The sequence below is a fragment of the Mucilaginibacter sp. NFX135 genome, assembly GCF_048565145.1.
Lineage (GTDB): Bacteria > Bacteroidota > Bacteroidia > Sphingobacteriales > Sphingobacteriaceae > Mucilaginibacter.
Genome location: NZ_CP183412.1, coordinates 902,977 through 915,672 on the forward strand (window position 1 = coordinate 902,977; position 12,696 = coordinate 915,672).

At 43.4% G+C, this 12,696-nt stretch carries 13 protein-coding genes; 10 read left to right on the plus strand and 3 right to left on the minus strand.

Annotated elements, in window-relative coordinates; genetic code table 11:
- The first annotated feature begins 151 nt into the window (after nucleotides 1–151).
- The 8 genes from ACNURT_RS03990 to ACNURT_RS04025 all read left to right on the plus strand — a co-directional run bounded on the left by ACNURT_RS03990 (nucleotide 152) and on the right by ACNURT_RS04025 (nucleotide 8,211).
- Entirely contained in the window at nucleotides 152–1,159 is a 1,008-nt protein-coding gene (locus ACNURT_RS03990; protein WP_419700645.1) for an aspartate-semialdehyde dehydrogenase, read from the plus strand.
- Nucleotides 1,160–1,244: 85 nt separating this feature from the next.
- Nucleotides 1,245–2,006 carry a hypothetical protein gene (locus ACNURT_RS03995; RefSeq protein ID WP_419700646.1) on the plus strand — a complete coding sequence of 254 codons (762 nt, stop codon included), beginning with the start codon at nucleotides 1,245–1,247 and terminating at the stop codon, nucleotides 2,004–2,006.
- A gap of 73 nt (nucleotides 2,007–2,079) precedes the next feature.
- The gene (locus ACNURT_RS04000) at nucleotides 2,080–2,862 is read left to right on the plus strand and encodes a hypothetical protein (RefSeq protein WP_419700647.1); all 783 of its coding nucleotides are present in this window, start codon (nucleotides 2,080–2,082) and stop codon (nucleotides 2,860–2,862) included.
- A gap of 13 nt (nucleotides 2,863–2,875) precedes the next feature.
- Nucleotides 2,876–3,769, plus strand: a complete 894-nt coding sequence (locus ACNURT_RS04005; protein WP_370998095.1) for a LysR substrate-binding domain-containing protein — start codon at nucleotides 2,876–2,878, stop codon at nucleotides 3,767–3,769.
- Between the two features lie 308 nt (nucleotides 3,770–4,077).
- Complete coding sequence (locus ACNURT_RS04010; protein ID WP_370998093.1) at nucleotides 4,078–4,632, plus strand: type 1 glutamine amidotransferase domain-containing protein; 555 nt, start codon at nucleotides 4,078–4,080, stop codon at nucleotides 4,630–4,632.
- A 106-nt stretch (nucleotides 4,633–4,738) separates the two neighbouring features.
- On the plus strand, nucleotides 4,739–4,924 hold the full coding sequence (locus tag ACNURT_RS04015; RefSeq protein WP_419700648.1) for a hypothetical protein: 186 nt from the start codon (nucleotides 4,739–4,741) through the stop codon (nucleotides 4,922–4,924).
- A gap of 193 nt (nucleotides 4,925–5,117) precedes the next feature.
- Nucleotides 5,118–6,593: a 1-hydroxycarotenoid 3,4-desaturase CrtD gene (gene crtD / locus ACNURT_RS04020; protein WP_419700649.1), complete on the plus strand. Its 1,476-nt coding sequence runs from the start codon at nucleotides 5,118–5,120 to the stop codon at nucleotides 6,591–6,593.
- Between the two features lie 217 nt (nucleotides 6,594–6,810).
- Complete coding sequence (locus ACNURT_RS04025) at nucleotides 6,811–8,211, plus strand: aminopeptidase P family protein (RefSeq protein WP_419700650.1); 1,401 nt, start codon at nucleotides 6,811–6,813, stop codon at nucleotides 8,209–8,211.
- A 154-nt stretch (nucleotides 8,212–8,365) separates the two neighbouring features.
- On the opposite strand, the gene hemH is transcribed toward ACNURT_RS04025, so the two are convergent.
- On the minus strand, nucleotides 8,366–9,385 hold the full coding sequence (gene hemH / locus ACNURT_RS04030) for a ferrochelatase (protein WP_419700651.1): 1,020 nt from the start codon (nucleotides 9,383–9,385) through the stop codon (nucleotides 8,366–8,368).
- A gap of 232 nt (nucleotides 9,386–9,617) precedes the next feature.
- On the opposite strand from hemH, the gene ACNURT_RS04035 reads away from it, so the two are divergent.
- A complete protein-coding gene (locus ACNURT_RS04035; RefSeq protein WP_370998085.1) occupies nucleotides 9,618–9,962 on the plus strand; it encodes an ArsR/SmtB family transcription factor in 345 nt (114 codons plus the stop codon).
- A gap of 27 nt (nucleotides 9,963–9,989) precedes the next feature.
- Nucleotides 9,990–10,484, plus strand: a complete 495-nt coding sequence (locus ACNURT_RS04040; protein WP_419700652.1) for an SRPBCC family protein — start codon at nucleotides 9,990–9,992, stop codon at nucleotides 10,482–10,484.
- Nucleotides 10,485–10,726: 242 nt separating this feature from the next.
- On the opposite strand, the gene ACNURT_RS04045 is transcribed toward ACNURT_RS04040, so the two are convergent.
- Entirely contained in the window at nucleotides 10,727–11,272 is a 546-nt protein-coding gene (locus ACNURT_RS04045) for a hypothetical protein (RefSeq protein WP_419700653.1), read from the minus strand.
- Between the two features lie 31 nt (nucleotides 11,273–11,303).
- Nucleotides 11,304–12,488, minus strand: a complete 1,185-nt coding sequence (hflX, locus tag ACNURT_RS04050) for a GTPase HflX (protein WP_370998079.1) — start codon at nucleotides 12,486–12,488, stop codon at nucleotides 11,304–11,306.
- Nucleotides 12,489–12,696: the final 208 nt, after the last annotated feature.

A 12,696-nucleotide genomic window follows, 5' to 3' on the forward strand; every position in this document is an offset into this window, starting at 1 on the left:
TAATTGCATAAACTACCAATCTGATAGATTAAGTTCAAATCCTCAAAAAAAAATCGCATATTTGGAGTTTAACATTTTATTATATAACAAATTAACAAAATGAAACCTCCGAAGGAAGCTTCATTACAGATCAAAAACAAATAACAACAAAATGAAAGTCGCAGTAGTAGGTGCTACAGGATTAGTAGGCACCAAAATGTTGCAGGTTCTTGCAGAACGCAACTTCCCCGTTACAGAATTAATTCCCGTAGCTTCAGAAAAAAGTATTGGTAAAGAAATTACTTTTAATGGAAAGCAATTTAAGGTGGTTTCTGTTGAGGATGCGATTAAGATGAAGCCGGACGTAGCGATTTTCTCGGCCGGCGGAAGCACTTCATTACAGCAGGCTCCTTTATTCGCGGCCGCTGGTACAACTGTTATTGACAATTCATCGGCATGGCGCATGGATCCTACCAAGAAACTGGTAGTGCCCGAAGTGAATGCTGATGTATTGACTGCTGATGACAAGATCATCGCTAACCCTAATTGCTCTACCATACAAATGGTGGTGGCCTTAAAACCGCTGCACGATAAATACAAAATTAAAAGGGTAGTGGTTTCTACCTATCAATCGGTAACCGGTACCGGAGTAAAAGCTGTAGACCAGTTATTTAACGAGCGTAAAGGTATAGACGGACCTAAGGTTTATCCTTACACTATCGACCTGAATGTGATTCCGCAGATTGACGTTTTCACCGAGAATGGCTATACTAAAGAGGAAATGAAAATGATCCTGGAAACCAAAAAGATCATGGGCGATGATAGCATTAAAGTTACTGCTACTACCGTACGTATCCCGGTTATGGGTGGTCACTCAGAGTCGGTAAACATTGAGTTTTTCAATGATTTTGACCTCGCCGAAGTACGTGAGCTGTTAGCTAAATCGCCGGGTATTGTTGTAGTTGACGATCCTGCCAGCCTGAAATACCCAATGCCGCTTGATGCACATGATAAAGACGAGGTATTTGTGGGCCGTATCCGTCGCGACGAAACTCAGGACAATACCCTGAACTGCTGGATAGTATCAGACAACCTGCGTAAAGGCGCTGCTACCAACGCCGTGCAAATTGCCGAATACCTGGTTGCCGCGCATCTGATCGGTCAGCCGATTGAAGCATAAGTAGAATAATTTAACTTAGATAATATTTTTAATAGGGATGATCGGTTGATTATCCCTATTTTTATTTGCAAAAACCTCCTCCTGAATGAAAAAACTTACGTTATTTATTATTCTATTTAGCTGCTCTATTACTTCAGCCCTGTTTGCACAATCGCCAAAAACTATTGAAGCAGATTTCGATAAGGCCTTTGAAAAACTTAACTATGCCAGAGAAAATTCCATGATTGATACTGTCGATTATATTAATGGGCAGATCGAAAAAAAACTGATGTACTATACTAAAAAGTATCCGGCAGCGATGGACATTGCCTTTAAAAAGATAAATGGCATAGTATCAGATGATGGCTTGTTCAGGATATTATCATGGGATACAATGTTGGGTGGCACACAGCATTTTTTTGAAAATGTTATTCAATACAAATCGGGTGGAAAAACAAATTCAATAGTAGATACTGTAAAAAAAGAGGACGACTACATTTTTTCATACAACGGGATATATACCCTGACGGTTGGAAATGCGCGTTATTATCTTGCTACTTATTACGGTATTTTCGGTCGTTATGAAAGAGGCGAAGGGATCAGGGTATTCGCAATTGAGAATGGAAAATTGAACGATAAAGTAAAACTGATAAAAACCAGGAGCGGGCTCACCCATAAATTATATTACATATACAATCAAACGCTTACCAACTCGGATATCATGAGTGAGGTCACTATTAAGTATGATCCTAAATCAAGAGAGATAAAATTCCCGGTTATTATTGATGATGGCGAAATAAGCAAGGTAACCGAAACCAGTATCGCCTATAAATTTACCGGCCAGTATTTTGAAAAGGTAAAAAGCTAACAAACAATCATTTGCTAATTGATTACAACTATTATCTACAGCATTTGGCTTTTTTTATTTAAACTTGTTTGCTATGAAAACCATTAAGCTGATAGTTGTTTTGTGCTGTTGTTTAGTATCAGTCAGAGTGTTTGCGCAGGATAGCCCGCAGGCTATTGAAGGCGATTTGCTCCGGATATTGAAAAGGGTGAATTATTACGGCGCCCACAAAAAGGAATGGAAAGCAATGGATTCACTGCTGAAGCAAAACAAGATCTTCGCGTTCAAACTCAAATACTATACCTCTAAATATCCGGCTACCATCAACCAGCCTTTTACCTCATTGATTAAAGAGCGTTTGGTTATAGCCACTTCTGCCGATGGTATATTCCGCACCTATTCCTGGAACACGCAACTGGGTGTTAAAGGCTTTGATATTTACAATGTGCTGCAATACAAAAACGGCGGGCAAACGGTTTCGCTGTTAAAAATGGATACTATTGGTAAAAAAGGGTATGTATCCCTCTGGTATCCTAAGACATACACGTTTACTACTGCCGGCAAAACCTATTACCTGGCTACATATAATTCGGTTTATTCGGCAGCAAAGGCGGGTCAGGGTTTAAAAATCTTTACTATCGAAAAAGGCAAGCTGATCAGCAATCCGCCGTTGATCAAAACACCTACCGGGGTATACAGTCAATTACATTATGAGTTTGATGTAAGCTCCATTGCCGACTGGAAAGCATATCCGGCTATTTATTTCGACAAAGCCACCCAAACTATCCATACACCTTTGGTTGATTATAATCACAAAATGACGCATAAGCTGATCACCTATAAATTCACCGGTCGTTTTTTTGAGAAGGTAAAATGATAAAAAACCATATATGATATCCTTTGCTCACCGTGTATTTATGCAAGTAGCTGCTAACCTGAGTTTCAGCAAGGCGGCGCAGGTGCTGTTTATTACGCAGCCCGCCATCAGCAAACACGTTAAAGCGCTGGAAGATCAATATAAAGTACCCTTGTTTGAACGGAAGGGCAACAGCATCCTGCTCACTGATGCCGGCAACAAACTGAACGAATACCTGCAGCAGGCCACCGAAATTGAGCGCAAGATAGAGTATGATCTTTCGGTGCTCAGTAACCTGTCGCAGGCGGCGGGGCACCTGCGTCTGGGGGCCAGTACTACCATCGCCCTGTATATTTTACCTTCTATACTTTCCGGCTTTCAGCGCGAGTATGCCAATGTGGATGTGCAACTGGTGAACCGCAACTCTGAATATATCCTGAACGCCCTGCTTAACCACGAGGTAGATATCGGCATCATTGAGGTGGATAACAAGCTCACCACGGTATCTTATACCCCATTTATGAGCGATGAGGTGATACCGGTATGCTCGGCTAAAAGTCCATTGGCTGGTAAGTCGCTTACACTAAAACAACTGTTAAAAACGCCATTGGCAGTAAGGGAGCGAGGATCCGGCACGCTGAACGCAGTATTAAAATCACTATCAGCCCTGCATATTAAACCGGCAGACCTGTCTGTAAAGATCCGCCTGGGTGGTACCGAAGCGCTTAAAAACTTCCTCCTGGCCGATCAATGTCTGGGCTTTATGCCCCGCCCATCCATCATCAGGCAATTAGCCGAAGGTGACCTGGTAGAAGTCCCCGTTGAAGGTTTAAAGATCACACGTGATTTCTTCTTCATTCGCCGCAAAGGGACCGAGGATTATGGCTTAACCAGCAATTTTATCAATTTCGCGTTAGGGCATAAATAGCTTTGCAAACGAACACAAGACAGTTGATGACATGCAATAAAAAAATTCGTCATTGCGAGGTACGAAGCAGTCCCCGACTTACAGGGGCGCGCTGTATAGCATAGAGATTGCTTCGTACCTCGCAATGACGCGCGGAGAAAAAACTTCTTAACCCTCTTTCCACCATAGGTGAAGTGGGAGAGACCAAGCGTATCGATGGCCTGGGGAGTCGATTCTCCTCTTTTTTCAAATAACAAAAACCATCCACCAGCTCACCTGTAATTATATTATAATTAATTTTTATAATTTAAAATTAAATAATATACATTATGGCAAGTTTGAGTAATAGAAAAGTAGCGATCCTTACCGAAGAAGGATTTGAGCAGGTAGAATTAACAAGCCCTAAACAAGCCCTGGAAGCAGCCGGCGCAACCGTACACGTGATATCGCCCCAAAGCGGTACTATTAAAGCCTGGGATAAAACGAATTGGGGTATTGAAATTAATGTAGACAGACCACTAAATGAAGTAAGTCCGGATGATTACGACGCACTGGTATTACCCGGAGGTGTGCTCAACCCCGATAAATTACGGCAGAATAAAGACGCGGTAGCCTTTGCTTCGGCATTTTTAGATGAAGGCAAGCCCGTGGCTGCTATATGCCATGGCCCGCAGTTATTAATAGAAACTGGTTTAATCAAAGGCCGCAGGCTAACTTCCTATCCATCCCTGCAAACCGATCTTAAAAATGCGGGAGCAGATTGGGTTGATGAGGAAGTTGTAGTTGATCAGGGCCTGGTGACCAGTCGCACGCCGGCCGATTTGGAAGCATTTAACCGTAAAGCCATTGAAGAGATTGGTGAAGGCATACATCATGAAGCCTGATAAGCGTTTTTTTCAAAATAATTCAAAAGGGCACCTTTTATACGGGATGCCCTTTTGAATTATAATACATATCCCCTAACTTTAAATGAATTAAACGCAATAAATTATGATATCGCTTATCCCCCTAAAGTATATGCTGCCATTGGGATTGTTCCTGCTGGCGTTAAGCTTTTTTGTTAAATTCATAGACAAATCTGAACCGGATGCTCTCGACGGACTTTTAAAAGGCATTAGTATAGGCGTATTGCTTTTATACCTTGGCCAAAGTTTAAGCAAGCGTAAAAAACAATAACCGATAAATCCTGTTAAGTAAATATTAGGCTCATATATGCCGAGTTTGTCAAGCGGGCATGCTGTGAAGCACGTCTAAAAAATCATTCAGGACAAATTCAGTACAATAACCTAACTGGGGGTAGAATCATTCGTGGTTCTGCCCTTTTTTGTGAAGCTTCAGATATAGAGGGGGCTTTTTTTATCTTTATCCCATGCCTGTAAAAAACGCGTTGATCATTGGTGCCGGTATCGCCGGTATTGCCACGGCTATCCGTTTGGCGGTAAAAGGTCACCATGTTGCCATTTTTGAGGCTAATAATTATCCGGGCGGGAAGTTATCTGAGTTTGAGCAGGATGGTTTTAGATTTGATGCCGGTCCCAGCCTGTTCACCATGCCGCAGTATGTAGATGAACTGTTTATCCTTGCCGGTAAAAACCCTGCCGATTTTTTCAATTACCAAAAGCTGGATGTGGTTTGCCGGTACTTTTATGAAGATGGTACTATCCTGAATGCTTATGCCGATCAAGAACAATTTGCGGCTGAGATAAACCAACAAATGGGCGAACCGACGACTTCTATCAAAAAGTATCTTAAAAACAGCGCCAATATCTACAGCATTACTAATCACGTTTTTCTGGAGCGGTCATTACATCGCTTAAAAACTTATTTACATGGGGATACGGTACATTCTGTTTTTAAGTTTCCGCAGATAGATGCTTTCCGCACTATACACAAGGCCAATCAAAGCTTTTTTAAGGATAAACGCCTTACGCAGTTTTACGACCGCTATGCTACTTACAACGGATCAAACCCATACACAGCACCCGCTACGTTGAATGTGATCCCACATCTGGAGCAGCATTACGGCGCTTATTTCCCTGAAAGCGGCATGTATGGCATCGTGAGCAGCCTGGTAAAACTGGCAGAGTCATTGGGCGTGGTATTTCATTATAACGCGCCTGTGAATGAGATCATTTTAGAAAAGAAAAGCGCGAAAGCCATTAAAGTAAATAATAAGCTGATATCTGCCGACATCATCGTATCCAATATGGATATCTGGTTCACTTACCACGGGCTGTTAAAGCAATATCCGCATCTGTTCCCCAAAAAGATCCTGAGGCAGGAACGCAGCAGCTCGGCCATGATATTTTATTGGGGAATTAAAAAACAGTTCGCACAGCTAAACCTGCATAACATTTTCTTCAGTGCCGATTATAAAGCCGAGTTTGATCATATCTGGCAACAAAAAGATATTTACCACGATCCAACCGTATACCTCAATATCAGCTCCAAATACAAACCCAACGATGCCCCGTCCGGCTGCGAAAACTGGTTCACCATGATCAACGTCCCCGCCAATACCGGGCAAGACTGGGACGGCCTGATCAACACCGCCCGCCAAAACATATTAACTAAACTTAGCCGCATCCTGGGTCAGGATATCGGTGGTTTGATCTTATCAGAAAACATTCTTGATCCGCGTGGTATCGAGAGTAAAACATCGTCATACCAGGGTTCATTGTACGGCACCAGCTCCAACAGTCAGTTCGCGGCATTTTTACGGCATGCCAACCGGTCGCCGGCTATTAAAAATCTGTATTTTTGTGGTGGCAGTGTACATCCGGGCGGCGGTATTCCGCTTTGCCTGCTTTCGGCAAAAATTGTGAACGACTGGATTGGCTATTGAATTAGTGATTGCCCTTTGCAGGTGCTCGAAGGGAGCGGCAGGGGTTATTACTTGCTCGTAAATTGCCTCGGAATGTAGCAGAAGCCTTACCCTGCCCTCTCCAAAGGAGAGGGTTTAAAAAAAGTGAAGTTAAAGTCCTCTCCTTTGGAGAGGATTTAGGTGAGGCTTCCTGATAACACAAAAAGCCTTTATCTTTACCCTTTCAATATAACAACCTATGAAACTTCAGCTTTTTGACAAACAGGTTTATACCGACAGAAGAAATGTATTAAAGCAAAATATCGCATCAGATGGTATTATCCTGTTATTGGGCAACGAGGATAGCAGCATGAACTATAAGGACAATTGCTATCCTTTTCGCCAGGACAGCACCTTTCTTTACTACTTCGGCCTCGACGTGCAAAGCCTGACCGCAATAATTGACACCGATACCGGCGAAGAAGTAGTTTTCGGCAACGAACTCACTATTGATGATATCATCTGGACAGGTACCCTGCCTACCGTACATGAAATGGCAGCGCTGGTTGGCGTTACCCAAACAAAGCCATCTGACCAGGTACTGCATTATGTACATAAGGCGCTGATAGCCGGCAGAAAGGTGCATATTTTACCGCCCTATCGCCCCGAAAACCGTATGAAACTGGCCGCCTGGTTTAATGTGAGCCTGGAGGATATACAGGACCATGTATCGGTTAAACTCATTAAAGCAGTGATCGCGCAGCGGGTAATCAAAACGCCGCTGGAGATCCAGGAGATGGAAAAAGCGGTTTCTATCAGTGTGGATATGCAGCTGGCGGTTATTAAAGCTACCCGCCCCGGCATTAAGGAATATGAGCTGGTGGCCAAAGCCAATGAAGTGGTAGCGGCAGCCAACGGTCGCCTGGGTTATCCGGCTATTATTACCACACACGGCCAAACGCTGCATACCCATTATTATGGCAACACCCTGCAGGATGGTAACATGGTATTAAGCGATATAGGCGCCGAAAATGATATGCATTATGGCGGCGATCTTACGCGCACTTTCCCGGTTGGACGCAGATTTACCAATAAGCAAAAAGAACTGTACGAAGTGGTACTTAATTCGATGAACCACGCTATCAGTCTGCTAATGCCGGGTACACGTTATAAGGATATTCACCTGGCGGCTTGCCAAAAACTGGTTGAAGGACTAAAACAGGTTAACCTCATGAAAGGCGATGCGGCCGAAGCCGTTGCCGCCGGCGCGCATACTATGTTTTTTCAATGCGGCCTGGGCCACATGCTGGGCATGGATACGCATGACATGGAAGATTTGGGCGAGCCATACGTGGGTTATACCGATACACTAAAAAAAGAAACAGTGTTCGGATTAAAATCCTTACGACTTGGGCGTGAATTAGAGGCCGGTTATGTACTGACCGTAGAACCGGGTATTTACATCATCCCTGAACTGATTGACCGCTGGAAGGCCGAAAACAAATATGCGGATTTTATCAATTACGATGTACTGAACACCTATCGTGATTTCGGCGGTATCCGTATTGAAGACAATTTTTTAATAACCGATACCGGCAGTCATTTACTGGGTAAGTATTTACCGAAGACGTTGAAGGAGATTGAAGAGTTGAGGGGGTAGTAGTTTAACCAATATACCTATGCAACGACATTGCAAGCTTATAAAAATACGTCATTACGAGCGTAGCGTGGCAATCCCTAACTATACCGAGCGGCTTTTCTTATTGGGGATTGCCACGCTACGCTCGCAATGACGTAATGGTTAAATATTGTTCTTAATTCTCCCTCACCATTTTTTCTAAAGCATCTATCCATATTGGCGAGTCGTTCAAACTTTCTACCAGTTGAACTTTTTCGCCGCCAAGAGCCTTAAACTCGTCGCCGTATTCCGTAGTAACTTCGTAAACAGTTTCCAGACAATCGGCCACAAAAGCGGGGCAAAATACCAGCAGGCTTTTCTTGCCTTCTTTAGCCAGCTTGGCTACAATCTCGCTGGTGTAGGGTTGTACCCATGGATCATTACCCAGGCGCGATTGAAAGCAAATGCTGTATTTATCCTTAGGAATATTCAGCTTTTCGGCGATCAATTGTGCGGTATGGTGAGACTGTGCCGAGTAGCAGTTTTTATTAACGTCGGTGAGTGTTGCGCAGCAGTCATTAACTTTTAAGCAGTGTTGTTGGGTATGATCGGCCTTGATCAGCTGCCTTTGCGGCAAACCATGAAAGCTAAATAGTACATGGTCATAGCTCTCGGGGTTGTATTTTTGGGCGTTATCGGCAAAGGTGGCTATCATACCTTCGTTGTCATGAAAAGAATTTACGAAAGAGATATTGGGCTTGGTGCCCCACTGAGTCAGAAGCTCCATCACTTTATCATAAACAGAACCGGTACTGGCTGATGCATATTGCGGAAACAAAGCGATCACCTGTATGTCATCAACCAAAGCGGCTTTAAGCCTGTTCAGCGCCGATTCAATAGAAGGGTTTTGATAACGCATGGCCAGTTCCACAATGTACTCATCGCCCAGGCGTTGTTGCAGGGCTTTTTGTTGCAGCAGGCTATAATGCATTAATGGAGATCCGGTCTCTTTGTCCCAGATGGCCTGGTATAATTTGGCCGATTTTGGTGCCCTGAATGGAACTATTAATCCACGTACTAAAAGGGTGCGCAATATGGGGTTAATATCAATTACCCTCGGATCCATCAAAAACTCATTCAGGTAAGTACGCACATCTGCCGTCGAAGGGCTATCGGGCGTACCTAAATTCACTAATAAAACTGCTTTTTTACCCATAATTATTTCAGCCCCAAAAGTATAAAATTATTGTCCCCAATCCCTTAAAGGAGTAACAATTTACAAATGAATGATTGGGGCCTTTACGCCGCGTGTTATTGATTTATCTCCACTCTCCCCGTATAAAACATCCCTGGCTTTATCTTTCTCTTCTCCATAAAAAATTTTATAAAATAAAGTTGCGTAAGCAAATACTTACATATACATTTGCGTAAGCAAACGCTTACATGTTATGACAAGCACCAGAAGAGACGTATTTCAGGCCATAGCCGACCCTACCCGCAGGCAGATCATTAACCTGATCGCGCAGCAACCGCTCAACCTTAATGCCATTGCCGACAATTTTGAGGTGAGCAGGCCGGCCATATCGCAGCATATCAAGATATTGATTGAATGCGGGTTGATCGATATTAAAAAATCCGGCCGGGAACGGTATTGCGAAGCCAAATTGGAACAGCTTAATGAGGTGGCTCAATGGATAGAACCGTACCGCAAAAGCTGGGAAGAACGCTTTACTAAAATGGATGATCTGCTGGCGCGTTTGCAAAAGGAAAATGGATCAACTAATAAAAAATAAACAGACACCAATTAAAAAATTAAAAAAATGGAAAAGAATAAAACAACCATCGCCGCCGTACCCGGCAAACAGGAAATTTTTATTACCCGGGAATTTGATGCTCCACGCGAGCTCGTTTTTAAAGCATATACCGACCCCGAATTACTGTTACAATGGCTAGGCGGCCAGTGCAACCTCACTATGCGAATAGAAAAATTTGAAGCCAGGGGCGGCGGTTCCTACCGATACATTCATACCGACCCGGCCGGAAATGAGTATGGTTTCCATGGGGTTTGCCATGAAAGTACTGCCCCCGAACGTATCATTCAAACATTTGAGTTTGAAGGATTACCGGAAGCTGGCCATGTAGCATTGGAAACTACAAAATTTGAAGCTTTACCCAATAACCGGACAAGGATAGTTACACAATCCGTGTTCCAATCCGTTGCAGATCGCGACGGTATGCTGCAATCGGGCATGGAGCAGGGAGTTCTTGACTCGCACGCACGTCTGGAAGAATTGCTTGCGAGTGTTACCGCCTGATTAAAGTAGATATGTCATTGCGAGCGCAGCGCGTGGCAATCTCGTAGAATGTAGGCCGCCTTACATTGTTCGCGATTGCTTCGTCGTTCCTCGCAATGACATCAGGAGGATACGTTTTGGGCAACTTGTTTCAGGACCCCACAGGATGAGTGACCATCACGCGTACAACCTACTAATAAATTCGGCATGACTTCAGTTTTTATACAGAACCTCCCCATTTGGCACTCGTGCCGGTAAAGCAACTATCTTCTGAAATTAAAATTATAAGCTATTCTTAAACCGGCTACCGGTACGGTATTACTGCCGCTTGTCCTGCTCCACTTTAAAACGCTGCCATTCAGGCTAAACTCTACAGCGTTTTGGTTATCAAGAGGTACCTGGTACCCGAGAACAAGCGTGCCGCCACTACTGGACCTATCGGCATTAATAATCCCTACAATTCCGGCGCTCGCAGACCATTGCTGAGCAAAATAGTATTTGCCGCTAAACGCAAGACTAACCCCACCCAGATCGCCCCGGGTATAGGTGCTGTAACCCAGAGGGCCTTCATGAATAATCGCGTTATCGCCTTTAATTTGCTTAACACCTATTGCAGGTACCAGCGCAAAAGCATGGCTAAGGCGTATATTACCCTGAATATTGACATCAACTCCCGGGCTATAACCTGATGCAAATGGTATATTGACACCCAAACCAAGGCCTATTCCACTATGTGCCTGCGCATAAACAGTGGTATACATCAGCGCTATTATAAAGGTTAATATGGCTGATGTAAAAACTTTATTCATAGTTATCTTCTAAAATATTCGTATTTCAGGCTCAATAAAGTAACTGATCATACGGATATCTTTCCGTATGGATGGCTTTCACTTCTTCATACAACAGATCCCTAAACTCATCCACATTTTCCTTTTTGGTAGCGGATATAAATATCGCCGGGCTGTTATTCTTGGCCATCCAGCTATGTTTAAAATCATCCAAAGTAAGAGGTTCCGTTTGCGGCTCCAACTGATGCTCTTCGGGTTTAAAGGCATCTATTTTGTTAAACACTGTGATCATCTTTTTATCAATGGCGCCAATATCTTTCAGGGTTTCGTTTACGGTGCGTATCTGGTCCTCAAAATTGGGATGCGATACATCCACTACATGTACCAGGATGTCGGCCTCACGCACCTCGTCAAGGGTCGACTTAAAGCACTCTACCAAATGGTGAGGCAGCTTACGGATGAACCCAACTGTATCTGATAGCAGGAAAGGCACATTCTCGATCACCACTTTCCGCACGGTAGTATCCAGCGTAGCAAACAGCTTATTCTCGGCAAACACATCCGATTTGGATATCATGTTCATGATGGTTGATTTACCTACGTTGGTATAACCCACCAAAGCCGCACGTACCATCTGGTTACGGTTTTTGCGCTGTGTTTCGTTCTGCTTATCTATTTGCTTCAGCTTTTCTTTCAGCAGTGATATTTTATTCAGGATCAAACGCCTGTCCGTCTCAATCTGCGATTCACCCGGACCGCGCATACCAATACCACCTTTCTGGCGCTCTAAGTGAGTCCATAAACGGGTAAGGCGGGGTAATAGATATTGCAGCTGGGCCAGCTCAACCTGGGTTTTGGCCTGAGCAGTTTGTGCCCGGTTGGCAAAAATATCCAGTATCAGGTTATTACGGTCAAGTATCTTTACCTGTAGTTCGTTTTCAATATTACGCAGTTGCGATGGCGACAGCTCGTCGTCAAAAACTACCATATCGATCTCTTCTTCTATAACAAAGGCTTTAATATCTTCCAGCTTACCAGAGCCTACAAAAGTGGCCCTATCCGGGCGTTGCAGTTTTTGAGTAAAACTTGTTATTGTTTCGCCACCGGCGGTAGCCACCAAAAATTCCAATTCCTCTAAATACTCTTTTTCCTGTTCATCAGTTACGTGTGGGGTCATTACACCAACCAGAACAGCTTTTTCCTGCTTCACAGCAGTATCATAAAATTTTTGTTTCATTAATTATAATATATCAATCTAAATGCCAGTTTAATAATGGCATATATTCAGGCCTAAGCCTTACTTTACTGATGCCAAAATTACAGTAAAGTAATATATAAATTACTATTCATATTTACTATACGCGCCAGCATTTCAAATAATTACAACTCAGAGCCGGTCTGGCTTATCAAAAATCAGCACATACAATTATTTGATTAAATTGTTT